This is a genomic window from Chryseobacterium sp. MHB01 (assembly GCF_034651565.1).
Classification (GTDB): domain Bacteria; phylum Bacteroidota; class Bacteroidia; order Flavobacteriales; family Weeksellaceae; genus Chryseobacterium; species Chryseobacterium nepalense.
The window spans coordinates 161,376-186,636 of the sequence record NZ_JAYEDA010000005.1 but is presented as its reverse complement, the minus strand read 5'-3'; the positions used below and the strand labels follow the sequence as shown (position 1 = coordinate 186,636).

The following is a 25,261-nucleotide window of genomic DNA, read 5'->3' as shown; positions in this document are numbered from 1 at the left end:
TTTTCAAATGAACAGCAAATATAATTAAATATAACTATTTGATTAGTGATAATAAAAAAGTTTTAAATTTTTAATTAGGCTAAAATATTATTTCGTGATATTTTCAATAAAAAAGCCTCCTTGTAGGAGACTTTATATTTTTATCAACCGGGGACCTGTGCTTTTTCATAAATCAATCCCTCCGACCGCAGTTCCTGCCAAAAATCTGATGGGATATTTTTTTGAAGTGCACTCACATTATCTTCTACCTGCTCGGGTTTGCTTGCTCCGGGAATAATTGAGGCAAATTCGTCAGCGGCCAAAACAAAATGAAGGGCTGCATCTACAATATCGATATCGTACCTTTTGGCGATTGCTGAAATCCGGTCCCGTTTTTCGGTCATTCCTTTGGGAATAACATCCTTGTAATTATATCTTGGTCTTCCGGTAATAAACCCTGAGTTGTAGCCCGCTCCGGAAACAAGCCTTACACCTGCCTTTTTAACTGCCGGCAATAGCCGGTCTACCGCATCTTCATGTTCAAGAATAGAATACTGTGTCGCAGAAAGACAAATATCCGGATCCGCAGAATCAAGGCAGTCGAGAATAGGTTCTATTTTGTTAACACCCATTCCCCAGGCTTTAATAACACCCTCAGACCTCAGTTCAGATAATACTTTAAACGCTCCTTCCCTTGCCTGTTTCAAAAAATAGGGATATCGGTCACCCACCTGATCTTCGGAAAGGTCATGAACGTAGACAATATCAATATAATCAAGGCGCAATCGCTCCAGGCTTTCTTCGATAGACCTTTTGATGGCATCTGCAGTATAATTATGCTCAAAATCATAATTCAAAGGATCCTGCCACATTGTTGGAGGAACTTCATCTTCAGGAACTTCTACGAATAATCTTCCTACTTTGGTAGATAGAACAAATTCTTCCCTGTTCTGACCGTGAAGATAATTCCCGAATCGCCTTTCACTTTTTGTAAGCCCGTACCAGGGTGATGTATCGTAATAGCGTATTCCAAGATCCCATGCTTTTTGCAGTACTTCATAAGACTGCCCGTCCGTAAGGGGTTCAAAGGCAGTTCCTATTGCCACACCACCTAATCCTAACCTGTGTTTTTCCGTTAAAATGTCTGATTTCATATATGATACTATTTAATGATTGGTGAACTAAGAGATACAAACATCGTGCACTTGCTTTTTTAAACATTGTTTTTCTGATATTTTTGAATGATCATTTTGCTCAGATTTCAGCCTGTTAAAAATTTATTCGCATAAACCGGAAAGATGATCCAGATAATTTTCAGAAGTTATCCGGATAAAATTGAAAGGTTCAGCAGGATATTTTAAATAAAATATGTTTAAGTGCATGAAAATCAAATATATAATCGGGTTTTTGAAAGGCGTTTAAAATTAAGGTTAAAATATTCATTAATAGTATACAATAATCCTGTGTAAATGGATACCACAGACTAATTTTTTGGCTTTATTATTGGATTGTTTCAGGCACCATTTCAATATATATTTATGAAAAAACATATCGTTATCGTCGGAGGAGGATTCGCAGGAGTCAACCTTATTAAATCGTTGGTGAATGACAGCCGTTTCAGAATTACATTGGTTGATAAAAACAATTATCATTTCTTTCCGCCATTGATCTATCAGGTGGCAACTTCATTCATCGAAGCTTCCAATATAAGTTATCCTTTCAGAAAATTAATTTCAAATTATAAAAATGTGAATTTCCATATGGGAAGTCTCGTAAAAGTAGATCCTGAACATAATATTCTTGAAACCGACAGCGGTACTTTAAAATATGATTATCTTGTTTTGGCTTTGGGAACAGAATCCAATTTCTTCGGAATGGAAAATGTAAAACGATGTGCCTTACCCATGAAAACCATTGATGAAGCGTTATATCTGAGAAATCACATGCTCCTTACTCTCGAAGAAGCCGCAAGAAATAAGAATGTAAAGGAGGCACAGAAACTTCAGAACATAGTGATTGCAGGTGGCGGCCCAACCGGTGTGGAGCTTGCCGGAATGATCGCGGAAATGGGAACCTATATTGCAGAAAAAGAATATCCGGAAATAAAGCTGGGACTTTCCAATATTTTTCTGATTGATGCTTTACCTACTCTTCTTTCACCGATGAGCAAAATGGCTCAGGAAGCCGCATATGAAAGACTTAAAAAGCTGGGTGTAAAAATTATCCTTAATACGGCGGTTAAAGATTATAAAGATTGCAAAGTAATTCTCGGGGACGGACAGGTTATTGAGACCGAAACACTGATCTGGACTTCCGGGGTGGTTGGAAGAGAGGTTCCCGGTATTCCTGAAGAAAGTATCGGAAAAGGAAGAAGACTGCTGGTAGATGCTTATAATAAAGTGAACGGCACAGCCAATATTTTTGCTTTAGGCGACATAGCGTTGCAGCTTACGGAGGAAAAATATCCGAAAGGGCATCCTCAGCTGGCGCAGGTCGCTATTCAGCATGCTAAAAATTTAGGAAAGAATTTTAAAAGAATTGAAGATGAAAAAGTTTTAATACCTTTTGCCTATAATGATAAAGGAAGCATGGCTATTATTTCAAAATTTGATGCGGTAGTTGATTTGCCTAAATTTTCATTTAAAGGTTTTATAGCGTGGCTTACTTGGTTATTTATCCACATTATTCCATTGGTAAGCTTCAGCAGCAAAGTACGTCTGGCATTCAACTGGATGCGGCTTTTCATTACCAATAATCCTTCAATCCGTTTAATTTTAAGGCCGAAAAGAGACACCACAGGAAGGTCATAATTTTAATATTCATGATATATTTCATAAATTTACAGAGCTGTAAATATTCTTTTACAGTATAAAATCTCAAAAGTGAATATTCATCAGAAGAAAAAGTTTCTGAGCTTTTTAAAGTTCAAAAGAGACTTTCAAAAATACGGGCTTGAAAAAGCGCGCAGCTACGAACTCATTCTTCATTGGCTCAATAACAGATTAAGCAGGAACCAGTTTCTGGTGCTATCCGGAATTTTGGTTGGCTGTACCGCAGGTCTTGCCGGTGTTTTGCTGAAATCGCTGGTTCATGCGATCCACCATTTTATCACTACAAAAGTTCATTTTGAGTACCAGATTCTTTTTTATATAATATTTCCTTTTCTGGGAATTGTTTTAACGACAAGTATTGTTTTGACAATCTTTAAAGGTCAGGACAGAAAAGGAATTGGTGCAATTCTCTATGAAATTGCACAGAATTCAAGTATTGTTTCTTCCGTGAAAATGTATTCGCAGATCGTGCAAAGCGCTGTGACAGTCGGTTTGGGAGGTTCTGCCGGACTGGAGAGTCCTATTGCGGTTACCGGTGCAGCCATCGGATCAAACTTTGCACAGACCTACCGGCTCAGTTATAAAGAACGGACCCTTCTATTGGCAGCAGGTGCCACTGCCGGAATTGCTTCTGCTTTTAATGCTCCGATTGCAGGAATTATGTTTGCATTTGAGATTCTGCTGACAGGAGTTGTCTTTACGGATTTCATTCCGCTTGTAGTGGCTGCGGTTTGCGGCAGTTTGTTATCAAGAATCTTATTGCAGGAAGATGTTCTGTTCAGGTTTTATACACGCGAAGCATTTAATTATAAAAATGTTCCTTATTACCTGATTTTAGGAATTATAACCGGTTTATACGCAAGATATTTTGTGATCATCTCCCAAAAGGTCGAGCATTTTATTAAGAAGTTAAACATGTCGAGACTTCGTAAGGCGATGTTTGGCGGGGCGGTTCTTTCAATGTTATGTGTGCTTTTTCCTCCTTTATTCGGAGAAGGTTATGAAACAGTAAAAGCTTTTACCAACGGAGATATGCACAGGATTATAGAAAACAGCCTTTTCAGATATTTTGATATTGGTAATTTTACCATTATTGTATTTTTAATTCTCGTATTATTGTTAAAAGCATTTGCAACTTCATTTACGATTTTCAGCGGCGGAAACGGAGGGAATTTCGCTCCATCGCTTTTTGCCGGTGGTACTGTAGGCTATTTATTCGCATTAATCTGCCAGCAGATCGGACTTCCGGACGTGCCGGTAACAAATCTGGTTTTGGTGGGAATGGCCGGAGCAATGGCCGGCGTGATGTATGCTCCCCTTACAGCCATTTTTTTGATTGCGGAATCCAGCTTCGGGTATGATCTTTTTATCCCGCTGATGATTGCTTCCATCATTTCATATCTGATAGCAAAATGGTTTTCACCAATTTCCCCGGAACTGAAATCCCTGGCGGATCAGGGGAAAATTTTTACCAACAAACATGATAAAAATATTTTATTTTCATTAAAAACAGAGGATTTTATTGACCGCTATTCTGAGACGGTGAAAGAAAATGCACCGATTACGGAATTGTTTGAAAGGGTAAAAAACAGCAGTAAGAATATTTTCGCTGTCATCAATGATGATCAGACACTTCGCGGAATCCTTACACTGGATGATATTCGTCCCTATCTTTTTGCGAATGATAGCATTTCAGTATCACTCAGTCAGATCATGAAAGCTCCTCCTGCTGTCATTCATCCTGAAAATAAGCCCCTGGAGATTCTTCAGACTTTTGATGATGCCGGTGTCTGGAATTTGCCGGTTGTTGACTCTCAGAATAAGTTTATCGGTTTTATTTCAAAATCCACGATTTTAATGAGCTACAGACAGCTGTTAAAAGAATATTCGGAATAAATAAAATTAATTTAAACAATTAAAAGCCGTACAAAATTATTTCTGAACGGCTTTTCTATAAGTTAATGCTACTGACTTGCTTTATTTAATAGCTCAAGATCATCATTTTCCAGTTGAAGTTTTGGGGCAGCAAATAATGTTTCCAATTGAGATTCGCTGGTTGCACTTACAATCGGAGCGGTAATCAGAGGTTGGGCAAGCAGCCAGGATAGTGCTACCGTTGCCGGTTTTGTATTGTGTTTTGCACTAATTTCATCCAATGCTTTCAAGACTTCCATACCTTTGTTATTCAGATATTTTCTGGCTCCTTCTCCTCTCTTGCTTTTAGACAGATCATCTTCACTCCGGTATTTTCCCGTTAAAAATCCTGAAGCCAGCGACCAGTAAGGAAATACACTCAATCCGAATTCTTCAGCTAAAGGAGCATAATTTTTTTCAAAACCTTCTCTTTCCATTAAATTGTAATGCGGCTGTAGGGCAACATATTTCGGAAGGTTATTCTTCTCCGAAGCTTCAAAGGAGGCTCTTAGTCTCTCAGGTGAAATGTTGGAAGCAGCGATATACCGTACTTTTCCAGCTTTTATAATTTCATCATAAGCCTGAAGTGTTTCTTCTACGGGTGTGATTTTATCATCAAAATGGGTATAATATAAATCAATATGATCGGTTTGCAATCGTTGTAAGGATTCATCAACGGATTTCAAAATATGCTTTTTGCTGATATCAAATCCGTGTTCTTTTGTTTCTGACCCTACTTTTGTGGCAATCACCAGATCATTTCTTTTTCCTCGGCTTTTCATCCACTTTCCGATGATTTCCTCAGATTGTCCTCCTTTCCCATTTACCCACCAGGAATAAGTATCCGCTGTGTCTATGAAGTTAAAACCTTCACCTGTAAATTTGTTCAGAATATCAAAAGACTGTTTTTCATCCAGAGTCCATCCAAAAACATTTCCCCCGAAGTTTATGGGAGCGATCTGTAAATCTGTATTTTTAATTGTCCGTTTTTCCATATTAGTTAATGATTGGTTTACTGCTTTTAACAGAGAATTTCATACCAAAAAGCTGTTGAATTTCACGTTTAAATCAAAAAAAAGACCAGCCAATTGCTGATCTTTCTATATTTTTTTGTTGAAATATTTTTTAAATTTCGCCCATTACATACATGTTTTCCATAGTTGGCACCGCGCTTCCACCCTGTTTCTCGAGCGTAATGGCAAAAGCCTGTGCTTTCGGGATGTTGGCGAGTGCAGTTTTGCTGTCTTTTTCTTCGGTGTACATTCCTGCATTTACCGGTTTTCCGTCTTCAATCGCCCAGAGCTGATACTGCATTCCTTCCGGAGCTTTCGGAAGTTTGTCGGCGTTCAGATAAACAGCTTTTGTTTTCGTATCCCAGAAAACCATTGCTTTGGAATCCGTATGCTTCTCCACTCCTTTCAGCATGACCATCTTCATATCAGGATTGGAAATCATTTCCATTTTCTGATTCATTTTCTGCATAGCCAGTTGCTGGCTTTTCTTTTCAGTGGTCATTCTGGCGATTTCCTGTCTGGTTGCCGCCTGATCGTTCATCCAGAAAATATTACCCGCAACACTTACCAGGAATAAAACGGAAGCCGCAACAGCATATACTTTCCAGTTATTATTTCCCTGGATCCTTATTTCTTCCTGAGGTTTGGCTGCAGGAATATCTGCAGAGACTACAGGTAATGGCTCTTCGGTACTCTGTTCCTGCTGAATTTTGTTCCAGATCTTGGTACGGAGATCATTGGGGGGTGTTACAGCCTGTGCTGTGGCAAGATCTTCCAATGTCTTCTGCGCTTCTTCGAAAGCCGCTTTCACTTCAGCATTATTTTTCATCACACACTCCAAAATACCTGCTTCCTCAGGAGAAGCAAGACCTAGAATATAAGATTCTATAATTCCGGATGATATGTATTCTTTAGTGTTCAATTTATTGATAATCTTTTAACAAATCCTTTAATTTCATCAGGGCGTTCCTCATTTTTGTTTTTACTGTTCCCAGGGGGATTTTCAGTTTTTCGGATATTTCGTTCTGGGTGTATCCCTGATAATATGCCAGATCGATGAGTTCCTTCTTGTCGGTTTCCAACTTATCCAATACATTATTAAATCCGATAAAATCCGATGAATTGTTTGTAGTGGAAAGTTCCGCAGAATTATATACGAAATCCGGCAAGGGTTGGTTTTTGAGTTCGTTCTGAAAGCTTTTTGATTTTAAATAATCAATAGCAGTATTCCTGGCAATATTGATCATCCAGGTATAAAATCTTCCTTTTGATGAGTCGTACTGATGGATAGAATTCCAGATTTTTACAAAAACATCCTGAATGATTTCTTCGGTATAGTCTTTTGACTGAACGATTCGGAGGATAACACCATACAGTGCGCCGGAATAATGGTCATACAAATAATGAAAACCATTTTCGTTTCTGTCTTTTAGCGACACGATCAGCTGTTCTTCCGAATACTGTGTTTTAATAGCGAATATTTTTGTTTTCAAATGTAATAAAATAAAACAGATAATAAGCAATACTCACACCATCTTTTAAATGTATAATAAAATTAATCATATGTTTAATAATGTTTAAATATAATAAGATACTATTTGAAAGTTGATAATAATATTAAGGTATATGATTAATTTCAAAAAATAATATATTGATTGATAGAAACTTATAAATTATTTTACATTTTTTAAATCTAAATTAAAACCAGTCTCGTAAATGGTTTTAGATAAAGATATTTTCAAATACATATTAACTTAAAAATCAAAAAAAATGAACACTAAATCAAAAATCGCAGTTTTCGGAATGATGGTTTTATCATTCGCATTCAGTGGTAACGTTGCAGCACAGAGTATGAAAGAAAAAACCGTAATGGTTGGCGGAGCAGCTATGTACCCTTCTAAAAATATTATTGAGAATGCGGTAAACTCTAAAGACCATAAGACATTGGTGGCAGCCGTAAAAGCAGCAGGTCTTGTGGAGACGCTACAAGGAGAAGGTCCTTTCACTGTATTGGCTCCTACTGATGCAGCTTTCGCAAAACTACCGAAAGGAACAGTTGAAAATCTTGTAAAGCCGGAAAATAAGGCAATGCTTACAAAAATTCTTACCTATCACGTTTTACCAGGCAAATACAATGCTAAAGAAATCTGGGCCGCTGTAAAAGCAGGAAACGGTAAAAGCATGATGAAAACAGTAGAAGGCGAAGAGCTTACTTTCTGGGTTAAAGGGAAAGACCTGTATGTAAGAGATGCTAAAGGAAACGATGCAAAAGTTACGATAGCTGATGTTAATCAGTCAAACGGAGTGATTCACGTAATAGATACGGTTTTGATGCCGTAGTGGTGTTAGTTGTCAAACAGCATATTTGTTATGCTGTTTTTTTATTCTCTTATTTAAACAAACCGATAACACTTAAACCTATAATATTATGAAAAAAACGATTAATGTATCTAATCAGGGAGCGACCCTTGATACAGGCAGAAGAAATTTTTTAAAGCTGAGCGGCATAGGTCTGGCAATGGCTGGACTCACACTGATCGGTTGTGAAGACAACGAGGGTTACGACTTTATGCAGACCGATGTTTTTGACCTTGGAAAAGGCGATGTGGGTGTTCTGAACTATGCGTATGCTCTTGAGCAACTTGAAGCGGACTTTTATACAAAAGTGGTGAATAACTTTTATTCCGGAATTTCAAATGCAGAGAAAGAATTATTTACTGACCTCTATCATCATGAAGTGATACACCGTGATTTTTTTAAAGCGGCAATCAGTGGAGCTACCTCCAACGTTTTACCCACCCTGGAATTCCAGTACCCGAACGTAAATTTTAATGACAGAAACTCTGTATTGGCTACTGCAAAAGCATTGGAAGATACAGGTGTTGCTGCCTATAACGGTGCCGGAAAATATATCACAAATGCAGACTATCTGGTAATTGCCGGGAAAATTGTATCAGTAGAAGCAAGACATGCTTCAGCGATCAGAAATCTTATCAATCCCGGAACGGCAGCATTTTCTGGTGATGACATCATCGATAGCAACGGCCTTGATCTTGCAAAAGAGCCTAAAGATATCGTTATGGTAGCGGGAGGATTTATAAAAACGCCTTTCACATGGAAAGAACAGGGAATCGGTTAATTATTCACTTCAAAAAATTACATTATGAACATTCTTAAATTACTGGATAAACTTTCTGACGATAAATTTTTCAGCAAAGAAGCGTCAAGATTAGAAACTCTTACAAGCATTTCGGCATTCGGGAAAAAGGCTGCGGTTGCCGCTGTTCCGCTGGGATTGGGAACGCTTATGACTACCCCTGCAAAAGCGGCTGGCCTTACAGGAGGAAACACTTATAAAAATACTTTAACAGATGCACTGCAGCTGGCTTTGGTGCTGGAATATCTTGAAAATGAATATTATGCAATCGGGCTTTCTACTGCAGGCTTAATTTCCAATGCGGACAGACCCGTTTTTATGCAAATTTCCAAACATGAGTCTGCGCATGTAACTTTTCTTAAAAACACCTTAACTTCGCTAGGAGTTACGCCGGGTGCAAAGCCTACATTTGATTTTACGGCAGGTGGTGCTTTTGCTCCTTTTACCGATTACAGTCAGTTTTTAATATTAGCCCAGGCTTTTGAAGATACCGGAGTCCGTGCTTATAAAGGACAGGCTGGAAATGTGATGAGTAACAAAACGGTTTTGCAGGCAGCTTTACAAATCCACTCCGTAGAAGCAAGACATGCATCACAGGTAAGAAGAATGAGAGCAAATAAAGGCTGGATAGAATTAGCTGACGGCGGAAATATGCCTGCAGCAACAAATCCGGTGTATGATGGAGAACAGAATACAACCCAGGCCGGATACAATACGGCAACGGCTTTTGGAGCGGCGGCAGGTTCTGCGGCTTACGATGAAATATTAACTGGAAGTGATGCTCAGACAATTGCATCTTTGTTTATTGTTTAAAGCAAATTTCTTACTATTAGGTGTGGTCCCCTTTTCTTTTCGGGAGGGGGATTTTCATGTGAAATCTTTACAGAATATATCATAAAATTAATCAAGAAAAAACTCCTCTGTAGAGAGAAGTTTGTTTGCCTTTTAAAACTTGAAATATGAAGTATATTTCAGATTCAAAAATAATAAGTCACAAATAGCTATTGTATGACGGGGATCATAAATGAATTAATATCACCGATTCTTTGTAAATAGGATATAATTTATTTTGTAACTTTAATCTATGAAAACATTGGCAAATCCTTGTATTCCGAATAACAATATAAATAACGGAGAGGGAATAAAAAAAGCAGCAAAAATTTTTGCTGTGAGTGTTTTGGCACTGCTTGCACTTGGTTTTTGTACTACTTCACAAAGGCTTAATGCAGGATAAATAAGCAATATTCTGATACGGAATTTTTTTAAAATAAGTTGAATTAAGTTTTGACTTAGGTAAAATTTTACTATATTTGTGAATCGAAATAATTTTTTTTCATCATTTGTGTTTTTTTAGGCTCCGTTAGGAGCCTTTTTCTATGTAACACGTTTTCTGTTGCTGGCCGGCACCCATTTGTCCTTTTTACATTTTGGGCAATTTCCGGCGCTTCCTGTATGTTTTTCTTCTGTATATCCACAAAAAATACATGAATAATATCCTTCTTCTTTAATGTATTTTACAGCATCTTTTAGCGAATCCGGCATAATTGAGAGTCCATATTTCACTTTTTCATCTTCAAAATAGAAAACACTGATTTCGCCTGAAACTTCTTCAATAGCCTGATCAATCTGACCAAGCTGTGAAATGCCTTTTAATCTGAGTTCTGCAAAAAACTCGTCGCTTCCTAAATTTTCTTTTTTAAAATTATCAATGGAAAATTCACCATTTTCTATAAGGCATATTGATCTTCCTTCCAGTAAAGTCTCAAACTTTTTGCTCTTCCCGATAAGATAAGTTACCATTGTGTACATTAAAATAATCAGCACAAATACAAGAATTGAAGACACAATACCTACTTCTCTGTAAAACATAGGATCTCCAGCCGCAGAACCCAGACCGATAATCACTACCAGTTCAAAAAGGGAAAGCTGCTTGACTCCCCTCTTCCCGAGCACTCTAAGTCCGATAATTATTGTTATAAACATAATGATCGTCCTGAGAGCAATCTCAAGCAGAAAAGACCATTCCTCTGTTCCCAGAAATAGTTCTTTCCAGTCGAATTGTAATAGAAATATGGATTGCATAATGAATTGATTTGCTCTGAAAATTCAAATAATGCGCCAAGTCTGTATCTGATTTTCTTGTCTGAGTTTAAAATTGATCCAAAACTTCAGTGATTTGATGATAAATAAGCTCCAATTCTTCAGCAGTAATACAATATGGCGGAACCAGATACATTACATTTCCCAAAGGACGCAGGATAATTCCCCTTTTCAGAAATTCTTTATACAATATTTTACCCATATTGTTAAAATAGGAAGTCTGCTGGCCGCTGATGATTTCCCATGCCAGGATTGTTCCTGTCTGCCGTACTTTCTCAACCTTTGAATGTTGTTCCAATGTTTTTACAAACCCGGAATGTTTTTCAGTTATAACAGCAATACGGTGCAATGTTTCTGGTTTCAATAGAAGTTCCATGCTGGCAATAGCCGCTGTACAGGCTAGCGGATTGGCAGTAAAAGAATGTCCGTGAAACAATGTTTTGTATTGATCTTCTGATAAAAAAGCATCAAAAATCTCCTGTGAACAGGTGGTGATACCCATTGGCATCGTACCGCCTGTCAGACCTTTGGAAAAGCACATAATATCAGGCTGTTCAGAAAGATGGTTGGCAGCAAATAATTTTCCCGTTCTTCCGAAACCGGTGAATACCTCATCCTGAATCATCAGAATTTTCTGTTCTCTGCAGAATTTCATTAATTCCGAAAGATCTTCTGCTTTATGCATTAACATTCCTGCAGCACCCTGGACAAGTGGTTCGTAAATGAAACAGGCAACTTCATCTGAAATATTTTTGATGAACGCTTTTAAACTGTCGAGGTTTTGCGAGGTCGGAGCATCTATAAAAACAACTTCAATAAGCATTTCACCGAAAGGCTTTGTCCAGGCACTTCTTCCGCTGACTGACATCGCTCCGAAAGTATCTCCATGGTAAGCATTATTCAGAGCCAGAATCTTTGTTTTTTTATGATTTTGATTATGAGCATATTGAATACACATTTTTAAAGCTACTTCAACCGCCGTAGAACCGTTATCGGAATAAAAAACTTTCTTTTGGTTTTCAGGGAGAAGTTCCAGTAAATTTTCTGACAGCTGTATGGCAGGTTCATGGGTGAAACCCGCAAAAATAACCTGTTCCAAAGTATTCAGCTGTTCCGAAACTCTTTGTGCAATATAAGGATGTGCATGCCCGTGAAGGGTAACCCACCACGAAGAAACCGCATCGATATATTTATTTCCTTTTTCATCAAAAAGATAAATTCCCTCTCCTTTTACAATCGGAATGATATCATTGGCTGTCTTCATCTGTGTATAAGGATGCCAGTTGACGGCATTATCGCGTTCAGATAAATTCATAAATAATATTTAAAATTAACAAATTGACCATTTATATTTCACGTTCTAACACATTGTTTTTTCTTTTGCCATGGGTTTTAATCCTAATGTTTTCAAAAGCTGCAAATCTTCTGAAACTCCCGGATTCGGGGTTACCAAAAGAGTTTCTCTTTCTCCGGTAAAAATGGAATTCGCTCCTGCCATAAAGCACCAACCCTGTTCAAAATCAGTCATTTCAATTCTTCCTGCACTAAGGCGAACCATAGAAGAAGGCATGATAATTCTTGCTGTGGCAATCATCCTTACCATTTCCCAGGTATCGGTTTTTTCGTTATTTTCAAGAGGAGTTCCCTTCACTCTTGCCAGTGCGTTGATGGGAACTGATTCCGGATGTTTTGGCATTGTTGCTAAGGTTAAAAGCATGGAAATCCTGTCGCCATGTGTTTCTCCCAGTCCGATAATTCCACCTGAACATACCGTAATACCAGCCTTTCTCACATTATTGATTGTATTAATTCTGTTGTCAAAAGTTCTGGTTGAGATAATTTCTTCATAATATTGTTCTGATGTGTCCAGATTGTGATTGTAAGCATACAGGCCTGCTTCCTGGAGGCGGACCGCCTGTTCTTCTGTAAGCATTCCCAAAGTACAGCAGACTTCCATTCCGAGTTCATTAACACCTTTCACCATGTCAATAACACGGTCAAAATCACGATTGTTGCGTACTTCTCTCCATGCCGCCGCCATACAGAACCTTGAAGAGCCTCCTTCTTTTGCCTTTTTGGCGTGTTCAATAACAGTTTCTGTCGGTAATAAGGCCTGTATTTTAATATTGGTATGATACCTTGCAGCCTGTCCGCAATAAGAACAGTCTTCAGGGCATCCGCCGGTTTTTATGGAAAGTAAAGTAGACATCTGAACTTCTTCAGGATTATGCCATTCGCGATGTACAGTAGCGGCTTTGTAGATAAGCTCAAGAAGCGGGAGATTATAAATTTGTTCTATTTCTTCCCTGGTCCAGTCATTTCTTAAAATTGTGTGTTCTTTCATGATATTTCTAATTGTTTTGCAGCAGTTTCTATATTTTCAATTGTTATTTCTTCTAAATGAGGAATTTTGATGATGGCTGTTTCCGGATGAATATTTTTAAGAATAATCTTTTCGGTATCTACGGGAAAATTTCCGTTTAGAATAATATATTTTAGCTTAATCTTTCTTTGTTCTAAAGCCATGATCGATAATAAAGTGTGATTAATGCATCCCAGATAATTTTTTACTACCAGCACAGTGGGGATATTCAGCTTTTGAATCAGATCAATGATAAAATGTTCGCCATTTAATGGAACCATGAGACCGCCTGCTCCTTCGACGATTAAATTATTGCTTGTTTCTGGAAGTTTAAAACTGTTCAGATCAATGGTAATTTCTTCTTCTTTTGCCGATTGATGAGGTGAAGCCGCCAACTTCAGACGGTATGTTTCGGGATGGCAAATTGTATCTTCACCGGTCCAGCTCTTTATTTTCATGCTGTCAGAAAAATCAAGATCACCGGATTGTACGGGTTTCCAATATTCTGCATTAAAATATTTTGTTACAATTGCAGAACAGACGGTCTTTCCTACTTCCGTGCCGATTCCGGTGATGAATAATAATTGTTGTTCTGAATTTTCGTTTTTTGGAAGTACTGTTTTATGATCCATAATTTCTTCAGGTAAATTCATTAATAAGTTCTGTAAGCTTTACGATTTCTTCTTCTGTATTAAAGCTATGGAGGCAGATTCTAAGTCTTTCAGCACCTTCTTTTACAGTGGGACTGAAAATGGGATAGGTTAAAAACCCGTTATCGCATAAAGTTTGTGATAATAGTTTTAATTGATTGTTATCAGGTATTATAACGGACTGGATCGGACTGTTTTCATCGGAAGAACTCTTCACATTCCATTTCCGGAAAGTGCTGATGTTTTTTTGCAGCTGAACGGATGCTGCTTTATTTTCATTTAAAAATTCATATCCTTTAGAAATGCTTATCCATAAAAAATCATGAGCAGCCGTCGTGTAAATAAATGGCGAGGCAAAATTGATGAGGTATGATTTTATTATGTCGTTCGTTAATACTGCGGCTCCGTGTGTTCCCAATGCTTTTCCGTACGTCACTACGGTAGCAAGGACTTTTTCCTGAATACTTAAACGGTGAACAAGGCCATATCCAAAAACTCCGAAAGCATGAGCTTCATCCACAATAAGTCCAGCCTGATACTTCTTTGCAAGTTCTGCAATCTCCTGAAGGGGGCAAAAATCTCCGTCCATCGAATACAAACTTTCAACAGCAATATAAATATTACCCTGTTGTCTTTTCAGAATATCTTCAAGATGTCCGCAGTCGTTATGCCTGAATTTTATTTTTTTAGCATTTGACATTTTACAGCCATCATGTACTGAACGGTGAATTTTTTCATCCACAATAATGGTGTCATGGCGGGTTGGAAGTGAAGCAAACAAAGCAAGATTGGCATTGTATCCCGAAGAAAACAGAAGCGCAGCCTCATATTGATGTTCTTTAGCAATAAATTCTTCCGTTTCCGTAACAACATCAGTATTCCCGCTGATCAGTCTTGAACCAGTACTACCTTTTAGTAAATCAGGGTTTTTCTGAACCGTTTTTAAAAGTAGATTCCGGAAATTTTTATTTTTTGCAAATCCCAGATAATCATTGGAATAAAAATCCACACCCTCATTTCTGGCTCGTAATGTTCTTAAGATTCCTGTTTGTTTTCTTTTTTCTAAAGCTTCCTCCAACGGTAAAAAGTGATTAAGCATGTTCTGTTTTCAAAACTTCCTGTGAAATGCTGTTGATCCACTGTTGGTATAGATCATTTTCTATTGTTAAAATATGTTCTGCATGAATTTTCCACTGCTCGCAAAAATGATCCAGCTGAATGATCATTTCTTCCAGATGGCCTTCTTCTTCAAGAATGATAGATTTAACCATAATCTTTGAGCTGTATTTCGTAAGGATTTCCTGATAAACCGGATATAGTTCATCAGCACGAACTTCAATTGCATACGTTACAAAAAGATAGGCGGCATACTTCAACTGTTCCTTAGTCAACGAAAATTCATTCTGTAAATATTTACAAGTTTTTACGTCAAGATTGTTAAGGTATTGCCTGGTAGAAGCAGATGCAAGCAAATATTCTTTTTTGTAATTTTCACAAAATGATGAAGTAATTTTAGTGATCTGTTTTTTTAGATAATACGCATGGCGGTGTTCTTCTGCGGCATGTTTCAGCTGAATAAGATTTACTTCAGAAGGATGTTCGCTGGCAGAAATTTTTCTGGCTCCCGCATTTTCCATATACGATAAGGTGTTGAGCCATTTAGCATGGTATTCATCATTATTAACAATTCTTTCAAGAAGATTATAAAGCGTCATTTTATTGTTTTGCTTCAAAAGTAGTATATTGCCGGATGGTTATATGGTACCAGTTTTAAGATAATGAGTAGTCCGGTTTTAATTCCTTATCAAAGTTTTATAGCAATAAACAGATCATCTGATGTTTCTGTTTATATTCAGATTTCCAATCAGCTGATCAATGCTATTCAGCGGGGATTTCTTCCATACGGAACCAAGCTTCCGGGAACAAGAACGCTAAGTAATCTTCTGGAGGTCCACCGAAATACAATTATTTCCGTTTATGATGAGCTGCTTGCTCAGGGCTGGATAGAAAGCTTCCCCAATAAAGGGACATTTGTGATAGGAAAAGAACAGAATAGTTCGACAATACAACCTGTCAGACAAAATCAACTTGAAAATTATCCTAAACAAACCGGATTCTCTTTTAAAACTTCCAATATTCTGGATAATCCTTTTGAACATTCTGAATGCGACTATATTTTTAATGATGGAATTCCTGATATCCGACTTACGCAGGTAGATCAGTATTCCGGGATTTACAGTTCTATTTTAAAGAGAAAAGCACACAAGATCGGACAATACAATTCTGATGGAAGTGAATTTTTTAAACAACATCTTTCGCAATATTTAAATTTATCAAGAGGGTTGGCAATCTCAAAAAATAATCTCCTTATTACAAGAAGCACCGAAATGAGCATGTATATTGTTTCCGAGATACTATTGTCTCAGGGAGATACGGTTTTGGTGGGGGAATTGAGCTACTTCTCTGTCAATATGATCTTTCAACGGACCGGCGTTAATATCCGGACAGTTTCTATTGATGAAGAGGGGATCAATGTGGAAGAAGTCCGGAAGATTTGTGAAAAACAAAAAATCAGGATGTTGTATCTTACACCTCATCACCATTACCCTACTACGGTTACATTGAGTGCCAAACGAAGGCTTGAGCTTTTAAATCTTTCTCAGGAGTACGGTTTTATAATCCTGGAAGATGATTATGATTATGATTTTCATTATGATAAAAGTCCTATTCTTCCGTTGGCAAGCGCAGATACAGCAGGAATGGTTGTTTACATTGGCTCATTCGGGAAACTTTTGGCTCCGGGATTTCGTACAGGTTTTATTGTAGCTCCGGAAAATGTGATGACCGAAATGAGAAAATATCTCGGTATCATCGACAGGCAGGGCGATATTTTAATGGAACATGTTCTTGGGGAAATGATTGCCGAAGGAGAAATTAACCGTTATCTCAAAAAGTCCCTGAAAATCTATAAAGAACGGAGGGATCATTTTGCTGCTTTGCTTAAACATCATCTGGATGAATATATTGATTTTAAAATACCTTCCGGCGGACTGGCTTTCTGGGCAGAATGGAAAAACCCGCTAAATCTCATGCTGCTATCAAAAAAATGTGCCCAAAATAATCTGTTTATTCCTAAAACCCTGCTTTATCAGAACCGCAATCTCACGGCAATGCGTCTCGGTTTCGGAAATTTCAGTACTAATGAGATGGAAAAAGCGGTTGAAATTCTTTCAGTGAATACAAAAAGTATGTTAATAGAAGATAAAAGTAAGTACATCTGATTTTGGTTGGATTTTTGAATATAGGTTTCTAAATCTTTACACCATTGAAATTAATTACATTTACAAACAAAGGGATTTATTGTCCGCAGGGTAAATTCTATATTGATCCGTGGAGACCTGTTGATCTTGCGGTAATCACACACGGACATGCAGACCACGCAAGATGGGGAATGAAAAAATACCTTTGTCATCACTTCACAAAGCCGATTTTATATAAAAGGATCAGTGAAGATATAGAATGCCAGAGTGTAGAATATGGTGAAGTGATCAATATCAATGGCGTAAAAGTTTCTCTTCATCCTGCCGGTCATATCATCGGTTCCGCACAGATCAGATTGGAATATAAAGGATACGTAAGTGTGATTTCCGGAGATTATAAAGTTCAGGATGACGGATTGAGTACTCCGTTTGAATTGGTACGGTGTAATGAATTTGTTACCGAAAGTACTTTCGGACTTCCCATTTATAATTGGCTGGAGATAGATGATCTGAATAAAAAACTTCAAAGCTGGGTTCTCAGGAATAAAGAAAATCAGAAAACCTCCGTATTTATCGGTTATTCTTTGGGGAAAGCCCAGCGAATTATGAAAGCGGTTGAAGGACTGGGAAAAATACACGTTCATTATTCCATAGGAAAATTGAATGAAGCTTTTGAAACCGTAGGAATTGATCTTCCTGATTATGAAATTCCTGATTTCAGGGAAAGTGTAAAGCATCTTCAGGATGAAATCGTCATTGTACCGCCTGCTTTATTGGATTCGAATGTCATTAAAAAAATTCCGAATGCGGCAACAGCAATCTGTTCCGGATGGATGCAGGTGCGCGGAGCCAGAAGATGGCGAAGTGCGGATGCAGGTTTCGCAATGAGTGATCACGCCGACTGGAAAGGACTTTTGCAGGCTATAAAAGCTACCGAAGCTGAACTTGTACACGTGACACACGGGCAAACCGAAGTCTTTTCCAAATATCTTAATGAAATCGGAATTACATCGGATGTCGTAGAAACATTATACGGAGATGATGATGAGGAAGAAAAAGAAAAAGAAGTCATAGAAAATTAAACCTTCAAGGTTTGTTACAATAAATAAAAAATGAAACATTTCGCAGAGCTTATTAACGCCTTGGAAAGCACCAATAAAACCAATGCAAAAATCGATGCTATCATTGATTATCTGGAACGTGCGCCTGATGAAGATAAAGTTTGGTTTATAGCCCTGTTTACCGGTAAAAGACCAAAGCGGAATGTCAACACGAATTATATGAAAGAATGGGCACTGGAAATTACCCGGCTGCCATTCTGGCTTTTTCAGGAAAGTTACTCTTCTGTGGGAGATCTGGGGGAAACAATTTCATTGATTCTGCCTCCGCCCGAGGAAAAAATAGACCGCTCGTTATCCGATTGGATGAATGAAATTATTAATCTGAAAAATAAAACCGATCAGGAAAAAAAACAATTCGTTCTCAACTCATGGAACGGACTTGACTATACAGAACGTCTGATCTTTAATAAATTATTAGGCGGAAGCTTCCGGATTGGAGTTTCCGATAAAACACTCATTAATGCTTTAACGAAATTTTCCCACCAGGAATCAAGCACGTTAATGCACAGCCTGATGGGAAAATGGCAGCCTGATGAGGTCTCCTTTCGCGAGTTGATTTCCGCAGAAAATATCAATCCCGATAATTCCAAGCCTTATCCTTTCTGTCTTGCCTATCCGTTAGAGAAAGATCTGGAAGAATTGGGAAAACCTGATGAATGGCTCATTGAATACAAATGGGACGGAATCCGCGGACAGATCATTCGCAGAAATGATGAAGTGTTTATCTGGTCCAGAGGTGAAGAACTGGTTACCGATCAATTTCCTGAAATAAGAGAAGTAGTTCAGAACATGAAAGGTGATTTTGTTATAGATGGAGAAATACTTGCAGTGAAAGATGATAAAGTTTTAAATTTTAATGAGTTGCAGAAAAGACTAAATAGAAAAACTTTAACTAAAAAAATGCTTTCCGAAGTCCCGATTCAGGTATTTGCATACGATCTTCTGGAACTTGAAAATAATGATTTACGGGAAAAACCGATCTCTGCAAGAAGAGCTATGCTGGAAGAATTATTGCTGAATGAAAATCCGGAGCATATTAAAATTTCAGAAGTTATAGAATTCGAAAACTGGGATGAACTAAACAATATCCGGGAAAATTCCAGAGACATCAACAGTGAGGGTCTAATGCTGAAACAGAAAAATTCACTATATCATTCCGGCAGAAAAAAAGGCGACTGGTGGAAATGGAAAATCAGCCCGCTGACGATTGATGCAGTTTTGATTTATGCCCAGAAAGGAAGCGGAAGAAGAAGCGCGTATTACACCGATTATACGTTTGCCGTAAAAAATGAAGACAAGCTGGTAACCATTGCAAAAGCCTATTCAGGTCTTACGGATAAGGAAATTATGGAAGTCAGCAAGTTTGTCAATAAAAATGCCATTGAGAAATTCGGGCCGGTAAGAACAGTAAAACCTGAACTTGTTTTTGAAATTGCTTTTGAAGGAATCGGGTTCAGCAATCGACATAAAAGTGGTGTGGCTTTAAGATTTCCAAGGATTCTGAGATGGCGTAAAGATAAAAAGGTTGATGAAATTGACGACCTGGAAGAAATTAAAAAATTAATACAGTGATTTTAAACGCTATGAACGCAAGCTTATTTTAAATATCAGAATATTTTCGTTTGCAAAGGCGTTTCACTTAGCCAGGATTTTCAGCTTTTACTTATTGAACATAAAAATTTTACGAATGTCGTTCAGCCTTTGCAAAAAAAACTTTTTTAACTATCATAGCGTTTAAACAAAATAAAAAAAATTGACAACATTCGAAAATACCAACGGATTCAAAGTCATTCAGCAATGGATGGCTGATAAAAACATTTCCCCTTTCAGGTTTCAGATTGAAACCTGGAAAAAATTCGGGAATGGGTACAGCGGAATGGTTGTCGCGCCAACAGGTTTCGGAAAAACCTATTCGGTCTTTTTAGCATTAATTTCAGACTTTCTCAATCGGCCCGAAAAATACGGAAAAGGCCTGAAAATGATCTGGATCACGCCTCTTCGCTCACTTTCTAAAGATATTGCTAAAGCGATGCAGGAAGCTATTGAGGAAATCGGATTAGATTGGGCAGTGGGTGTCAGAAACGGAGATACAGATCCGAAAATTCGTCAGCAGCAGGTTAAAAACATGCCTGAAATTCTGGTTGCAACACCCGAAAGCCTTCATTTGCTTCTCGGACAAAAGAAACATCAGCGTTTTTTTCAGGATTTACAGACCATCGTGATTGATGAATGGCATGAACTCCTCGGTTCCAAGCGCGGCGTAATGGTTGAGCTCGGAATATCACAGCTGAGAAAATATGTTCCGAAACTTAAAATCTGGGGAATTACAGCTACCATCGGTAATCTGGATGAAGCCATGGAAGTTCTGATTCCTTATAATATCAAAAAAGCAAAAATTACAGCGAAGGAGAAAAAGAAAATCGATATTCTCTCCGTATTTCCGGATGAAGTGGAAATTCTTCCGTGGGCTGGACATCTCGGGCATAAACTTGCAGATAAGGTGGTTCCGATTATCCTGAATTCCAATTCAACGATTGTTTTTACCAATACCAGAAGCCAGAGCGAAATGTGGTATCAGCTTTTACTGGATGCTTATCCGGATTTTGCGGGACAGATTGCCATTCATCACAGTTCGATTGATGCTCATCTCAGAATCTGGATTGAAGAAAACCTCAGCAACGGAAAACTGAAAGCGGTGGTATCCACCTCATCTTTAGATTTAGGAATCGATTTTAAACCGGTAGATACGGTTATTCAGATTGGTTCTGCAAAAGGAGTTGCAAGATTTCTGCAGCGGGCCGGACGAAGTGGCCACTCTCCTTTCGAAACTTCCAAAATCTATTGCGTTCCGACCCATTCCTTAGAACTAATTGAGGTTTCGGCATTGAAAGAAGCTGTAAAAAATAATGTAATTGAGCCTCGTGATCCTCAGGTTCTGTGTTTTGATGTATTGGTACAATTCCTGATGACGCTGGCGATTGGTGACGGATTTTATCCACAGGATATATATCCGCAGATCAAAGAAACTTTTGCATTTCAGCAAATGACGGATGAGGAATGGAAAAATATTCTCGATTTTTTAACCATCGGCGGAAAGGCACTGAAAAGTTATGAAGAATTTCATAAAGTAGTTATTGATGAAACAGGTTTGTATAAAGTAACTTCACGAAGAATTTCCATGCTTCACCGGATGAATATGGGCGTCATTGTAAGTGATGCTATGCTGAAAGTAAAATTTATTTCCGGCGGTTATATCGGTATGGTGGAAGAATATTTTATCTCAAGGTTAAAAAAAGAAGATAAATTCATTCTTGCCGGGCGCGTTTTGGAAGTTGCTATGATTAAAGACATGACGGTTTTCGTACGGGCTTCCAAAGGAAAGGCTTTTGCACCGAGCTATCTGGGCGGAAGGCTGCCTTTAAGTTCCAATCTCGGACAGTTTTTAAGAGAAAAGCTTTCAGGAGCTCTTAATCCTAAATCTTCTGAAAAAGAATTAAAGTTTCTACATCCTCTTCTGGCTAACCAGGAAGAACGTTCTCACATTCCGGAAGAGAATGAATTTTTGGTAGAGTTAATTAAAAACCGTGAAGGCTACCATTTGTTTATGTATCCTTTTGAAGGAAGGCTTGTTCATGAAGTAATGGCTGCACTCATTGCGTACCGTATTTCAAAACTGGCGCCGATTTCATTTTCCATGGCGATGAATGATTATGGTTTTGAATTATTCAGTGATAAAGAAATTCCGTTGAATGAAGATAATTTAGAACAAATTCTGACTCGTGATAATTTGATGACCGACGTTATTTCAAGCATCAATGCTGCAGAAATGGCTAGACGTAAATTTCGGGATATTGCGGTAATTTCGGGAATGGTGATTCAGAATTTCCCGGGACAGCAGCGTTCGAATAAATCGTTACAAAGTTCCGCAGGTCTCATTTTTAAAGTGCTTGAAGATTACGATCCTGACCATTTCCTTGTAAGACAGGCCTACACGGAAGTCTTCAACATGCAGCTTCAGGAACAGAGGCTTGTAGAAGCATTTAAAAGAATTGAAAAATCAAAAGTTATCCTGAAATTTGCCAATTCTTTTACCCCGCTGAGTTTCCCGATAAAAGTAGACAGTCTCCGTCAGACGCTTTCCAGTGAAGATTTAGATTCCAGAATCAAAAGGTTGGTAGATCAGGCAAAAAAAATCAGGTAATTATCCTATTCTTTTGCCGAGAATGACCAATGTTCTTTCTACATTATCCAATACGGCAACATTAGGAAATGTTCCCCAGTCTTCAAAACCGAAATGTCTGAAAAGCTTCAGACTCGGTTCGTTATGAAGAAAAATAAACCCCAGCAAGGTTTTTACCCCGAATTTTCCGGCATTATCAATACAATATTGCAGAACTTTTTTACCGAATCCTTTTCCGCGACAGTTTTCATCCATATAAGTGCTGACCTCCACCGTTCCGTTATAAGCCGGTCTTCCGTAAAATGAAGAAAAACTTACCCAACCTAAAATATTTTTTGCTATATCTTCAACCATCCAGAGCGGCCGGGTTTGAGGATTATGATCGTGAAACCACTGTATTCTGCTTTCCACAGAAATGTTTTCGGTATCGGCGGTCACCATTCGGGAAGGAATGGTAGAATTGTAGATTTCTACAATTTTCGGTAAATCTTCAAGGGTAGCATTTCTAAAGGTTAATTCTTCCATAGGACGGCAGCATTTATCTGCAAATATACATGAAGATTTTTCTTTTTATATGATTATTCTTCGGCGTCTGGATCTTTCAGTTCTTTAAGGCTTCGGTTTAAGCTTCTGACGCTGATTCCCAGATAAGCAGCCATATCTTCTTTTGAAATTTCCATTTCTTTAGATTTTAATTCCAGAAACTGATTGAGTGTATGTTCCGTCGTATGAAGCTGCTGATACGATGCCCTGCTTGAAGTATTAACGATACGCTCCGCAAAAACATCCAGTAGAAAGTTATTAAGCCCCAAATCATTTTTAAGCAGATCTTTAAAATACGGGATCGACATTGCATACACGGTAACTTCCGTTATCGCTTCAATGTAGCAAAGACAAGGAACATTTTTAATAACTTCAATTTCCCCGATAATTTCTCCTTTACCCAAAAATTCAACAATATACTCTTTGTCATTTTCTTCTATAAAATAGCACTTGGTAATGCCGCTTCTGATAAGCATTATTTTTGTGGAAGTTTCATTCTGCGTAAGTAATCTTTCTCCTTTGGCGTAAGATTTTATAATAATATTTTCCTTTTCCGGCTGCTTCTGATAAAGCGTTTCCAGATAATCTAAAAATGGTTGATTCGTTCTCAGCATGATAATCCGGGACAAATGTCCTTTTTTGGTTGATATTTATTTCTGAATTTTGGAGCGGAAAATTACAAAATCTAATTTTAACGTATTATGAATTCTGTCCATACGATTGCTTTTGATGCCGATGATACCCTGTGGGTAAATGAAACGTATTTCCATGAAGCCGAAATGGCCTTTTGTGAACTTTTTAAAGATAAACTGCCCAATAAGACGGTTTCTGAAGAATTATTTACTACTGAAATGAAGAATCTTCATCTGTATGGTTATGGGGTAAAAGGTTTTATGCTGTGTATGATGCAAACGGCAGGGAAACTCTCGAATGAAATAAGTTACAGATCACTAGCTGGGAAAATCATTGAAATAGGACACGATCTTTTACAGAAGCCTGTTGAACTTCTGGACGGTGTCGCCGAAACATTAGACCAGTTAAAAGAGCGGTATCAATTGGTAGTTGCTACAAAAGGTGATCTGCTGGATCAGGAACGAAAGCTTAAGAAATCAGGACTGCAGGATTATTTTCATCATATTGAAATTATGAGTGATAAAAAAACGAGCGATTATCAAAAACTGATCCGGCATCTGGATTGTAAGCCCGAACATTTTCTGATGGTAGGAAATTCAATAAAATCCGATATTGTACCGGTGCTGGAAACAGGTGGCTATGCTGCTCATATTCCTTACCATCTTACCTGGGCTCACGAACACCACGAACAAAAACCGGAATCTGAATTTTTTATGGAGTTTAAAAATATTCGTGAGATGATTAATTATTTAGACAATAAATTTAATCAATAGATTCTTTAATGCCGTATCTGCAAAATTTAAGGTATTTATTAATGTATTCCGATTTATATTTTTTTTCGAAAAAAGCTAACTTTTCAAAGTAAGGAACTTTTACGCCTTCAAGTAAATGATATCCGGCAAGTACTTCCACCATAACCTTCGGACTTTCGGGATTGCTTAGGATTATCTTGTCTAAACGCCAGTTTAATGAATCAATTTCATCAGTTTTCCATTCTGATGTAGTGTTCATAATATCTTTTAAATTTATGTACTTAGATGTATTTTGCTGATGATTGGCAATCATACTGTCTTTCCATTTTCTTTCCCAATCAGCTTCATGGATAATTTGTTTTTCTGCAATAACTCGCTGGTATAATAAATGAGCAATGGTATTTGTTTGTACCACACAGCCCATCATTACTTGAACAGAGTCTTTACTTTTAATATAATACCTGAAGAGCTTTTCAAGGGACTTGGATTTTCTATCAAAAAGGATGCTCATTGCATAAAGCTTTGTAGAAGGAGTACCATTGAATGCAATAAATTCAACTTCACTATCGGAAGCTATTTTTTTGATCTTTTCATTGATTTTATAAACTTCACTTTCATGTCCGTCAATACTAATATTTTTAGATTCATATCTTTCACTTTGTGATAGCAGGTTATAGAGTTTATTAACTGTTGGTGATAATTGCCCAAAGAACATTATTGGCAGGAATAAAAGACAAAAGAAAGTTTTCATGAATTATATGGTTAT

24 protein-coding genes are annotated in these 25,261 nt (G+C 37.7%); 11 read left to right on the top strand and 13 right to left on the bottom strand.

Annotated features, from left to right (window positions below):
- Positions 1–143: 143 nt before the first annotated feature.
- Complete coding sequence (locus tag U9K52_RS10480; protein ID WP_263603050.1) at positions 144–1,133, bottom strand: aldo/keto reductase; 990 nt, start codon at positions 1,131–1,133, stop codon at positions 144–146.
- 384 nt (positions 1,134–1,517) lie between these two features.
- Here U9K52_RS10480 and U9K52_RS10475 point away from each other — a divergent pair, with 384 nt between their 5' ends.
- Positions 1,518–2,789, top strand: a complete 1,272-nt coding sequence (locus tag U9K52_RS10475) for an NAD(P)/FAD-dependent oxidoreductase (protein ID WP_248393527.1) — start codon at positions 1,518–1,520, stop codon at positions 2,787–2,789.
- 72 nt (positions 2,790–2,861) lie between these two features.
- Positions 2,862–4,706: a chloride channel protein gene (locus U9K52_RS10470; RefSeq protein ID WP_322926386.1), complete on the top strand. Its 1,845-nt coding sequence runs from the start codon at positions 2,862–2,864 to the stop codon at positions 4,704–4,706.
- Positions 4,707–4,774: 68 nt separating this feature from the next.
- On the opposite strand, the gene U9K52_RS10465 is transcribed toward U9K52_RS10470, so the two are convergent.
- The 3 genes from U9K52_RS10465 to U9K52_RS10455 all read right to left on the bottom strand — a co-directional run bounded on the left by U9K52_RS10465 (position 4,775) and on the right by U9K52_RS10455 (position 7,230).
- Positions 4,775–5,719, bottom strand: coding sequence for an aldo/keto reductase (locus U9K52_RS10465; protein WP_322926384.1), 945 nt, complete (start codon positions 5,717–5,719; stop codon positions 4,775–4,777).
- Between the two features lie 130 nt (positions 5,720–5,849).
- Positions 5,850–6,659, bottom strand: coding sequence for an anti-sigma factor (locus tag U9K52_RS10460; protein WP_263603053.1), 810 nt, complete (start codon positions 6,657–6,659; stop codon positions 5,850–5,852).
- 1 nt (position 6,660) lies between these two features.
- Entirely contained in the window at positions 6,661–7,230 is a 570-nt protein-coding gene (locus U9K52_RS10455) for an RNA polymerase sigma factor (RefSeq protein WP_263603054.1), read from the bottom strand.
- A gap of 277 nt (positions 7,231–7,507) precedes the next feature.
- Between U9K52_RS10455 and U9K52_RS10450 the strand changes: the two genes are divergently transcribed.
- The 4 genes from U9K52_RS10450 (at position 7,508) to U9K52_RS10435 (ending at position 10,128) form a co-directional block, all read left to right on the top strand.
- On the top strand, positions 7,508–8,077 hold the full coding sequence (locus U9K52_RS10450; protein WP_248393522.1) for a fasciclin domain-containing protein: 570 nt from the start codon (positions 7,508–7,510) through the stop codon (positions 8,075–8,077).
- A gap of 88 nt (positions 8,078–8,165) precedes the next feature.
- Positions 8,166–8,876 (top strand): ferritin-like domain-containing protein, encoded by a 711-nt coding sequence (locus U9K52_RS10445; protein WP_263603055.1) that lies wholly within the window; start codon positions 8,166–8,168, stop codon positions 8,874–8,876.
- A 24-nt stretch (positions 8,877–8,900) separates the two neighbouring features.
- Positions 8,901–9,707 carry a ferritin-like domain-containing protein gene (locus tag U9K52_RS10440; RefSeq protein WP_263603056.1) on the top strand — a complete coding sequence of 269 codons (807 nt, stop codon included), beginning with the start codon at positions 8,901–8,903 and terminating at the stop codon, positions 9,705–9,707.
- Between the two features lie 271 nt (positions 9,708–9,978).
- The gene (locus tag U9K52_RS10435; protein ID WP_248393519.1) at positions 9,979–10,128 is read left to right on the top strand and encodes a hypothetical protein; all 150 of its coding nucleotides are present in this window, start codon (positions 9,979–9,981) and stop codon (positions 10,126–10,128) included.
- A gap of 140 nt (positions 10,129–10,268) precedes the next feature.
- On the opposite strand, the gene U9K52_RS10430 is transcribed toward U9K52_RS10435, so the two are convergent.
- The 6 genes from U9K52_RS10430 to U9K52_RS10405 all read right to left on the bottom strand — a co-directional run bounded on the left by U9K52_RS10430 (position 10,269) and on the right by U9K52_RS10405 (position 15,721).
- A complete protein-coding gene (locus U9K52_RS10430; RefSeq protein WP_312174378.1) occupies positions 10,269–10,976 on the bottom strand; it encodes a DUF421 domain-containing protein in 708 nt (235 codons plus the stop codon).
- 67 nt (positions 10,977–11,043) lie between these two features.
- Positions 11,044–12,309 carry an adenosylmethionine--8-amino-7-oxononanoate transaminase gene (bioA, locus tag U9K52_RS10425; protein WP_322926380.1) on the bottom strand — a complete coding sequence of 422 codons (1,266 nt, stop codon included), beginning with the start codon at positions 12,307–12,309 and terminating at the stop codon, positions 11,044–11,046.
- 45 nt (positions 12,310–12,354) lie between these two features.
- On the bottom strand, positions 12,355–13,338 hold the full coding sequence (bioB, locus tag U9K52_RS10420; RefSeq protein WP_263603059.1) for a biotin synthase BioB: 984 nt from the start codon (positions 13,336–13,338) through the stop codon (positions 12,355–12,357).
- Positions 13,335–13,988 carry a dethiobiotin synthase gene (bioD, locus tag U9K52_RS10415; RefSeq protein ID WP_323673791.1) on the bottom strand — a complete coding sequence of 218 codons (654 nt, stop codon included), beginning with the start codon at positions 13,986–13,988 and terminating at the stop codon, positions 13,335–13,337. The genes bioB and bioD overlap by 4 nt, the downstream gene beginning before the upstream one ends.
- Before the next feature lie 7 nt (positions 13,989–13,995).
- Positions 13,996–15,105, bottom strand: a complete 1,110-nt coding sequence (locus U9K52_RS10410; RefSeq protein ID WP_322926377.1) for a pyridoxal phosphate-dependent aminotransferase family protein — start codon at positions 15,103–15,105, stop codon at positions 13,996–13,998.
- The gene (locus U9K52_RS10405) at positions 15,098–15,721 is read right to left on the bottom strand and encodes a hypothetical protein (protein WP_322926376.1); all 624 of its coding nucleotides are present in this window, start codon (positions 15,719–15,721) and stop codon (positions 15,098–15,100) included. The genes U9K52_RS10410 and U9K52_RS10405 overlap by 8 nt, the downstream gene beginning before the upstream one ends.
- 63 nt (positions 15,722–15,784) lie before the next feature.
- Between U9K52_RS10405 and U9K52_RS10400 the strand changes: the two genes are divergently transcribed.
- The 4 genes from U9K52_RS10400 to U9K52_RS10385 all read left to right on the top strand — a co-directional run bounded on the left by U9K52_RS10400 (position 15,785) and on the right by U9K52_RS10385 (position 22,588).
- On the top strand, positions 15,785–17,287 hold the full coding sequence (locus U9K52_RS10400) for a PLP-dependent aminotransferase family protein (protein WP_263603061.1): 1,503 nt from the start codon (positions 15,785–15,787) through the stop codon (positions 17,285–17,287).
- A gap of 44 nt (positions 17,288–17,331) precedes the next feature.
- On the top strand, positions 17,332–18,348 hold the full coding sequence (locus tag U9K52_RS10395; protein ID WP_312174388.1) for a ligase-associated DNA damage response exonuclease: 1,017 nt from the start codon (positions 17,332–17,334) through the stop codon (positions 18,346–18,348).
- 30 nt (positions 18,349–18,378) lie between these two features.
- On the top strand, positions 18,379–19,959 hold the full coding sequence (locus U9K52_RS10390) for an ATP-dependent DNA ligase (RefSeq protein WP_322926372.1): 1,581 nt from the start codon (positions 18,379–18,381) through the stop codon (positions 19,957–19,959).
- A gap of 181 nt (positions 19,960–20,140) precedes the next feature.
- Positions 20,141–22,588, top strand: a complete 2,448-nt coding sequence (locus U9K52_RS10385; protein WP_322926370.1) for a ligase-associated DNA damage response DEXH box helicase — start codon at positions 20,141–20,143, stop codon at positions 22,586–22,588.
- Here the strand turns inward: U9K52_RS10385 and U9K52_RS10380 are convergent, their stop codons facing one another.
- Positions 22,589–23,092 carry a GNAT family N-acetyltransferase gene (locus U9K52_RS10380; RefSeq protein ID WP_322926367.1) on the bottom strand — a complete coding sequence of 168 codons (504 nt, stop codon included), beginning with the start codon at positions 23,090–23,092 and terminating at the stop codon, positions 22,589–22,591.
- A gap of 53 nt (positions 23,093–23,145) precedes the next feature.
- Positions 23,146–23,724 carry a Crp/Fnr family transcriptional regulator gene (locus U9K52_RS10375; protein WP_323673790.1) on the bottom strand — a complete coding sequence of 193 codons (579 nt, stop codon included), beginning with the start codon at positions 23,722–23,724 and terminating at the stop codon, positions 23,146–23,148.
- Between the two features lie 84 nt (positions 23,725–23,808).
- Here U9K52_RS10375 and U9K52_RS10370 point away from each other — a divergent pair, with 84 nt between their 5' ends.
- Entirely contained in the window at positions 23,809–24,516 is a 708-nt protein-coding gene (locus U9K52_RS10370) for an HAD family hydrolase (protein ID WP_416232852.1), read from the top strand.
- Here U9K52_RS10370 and U9K52_RS10365 read toward each other — a convergent pair.
- Positions 24,506–25,246: a hypothetical protein gene (locus tag U9K52_RS10365; RefSeq protein WP_322926363.1), complete on the bottom strand. Its 741-nt coding sequence runs from the start codon at positions 25,244–25,246 to the stop codon at positions 24,506–24,508. The two genes, U9K52_RS10370 and U9K52_RS10365, sit on opposite strands and share 11 nt — an antisense overlap.
- Positions 25,247–25,261 lie beyond the last annotated feature (15 nt).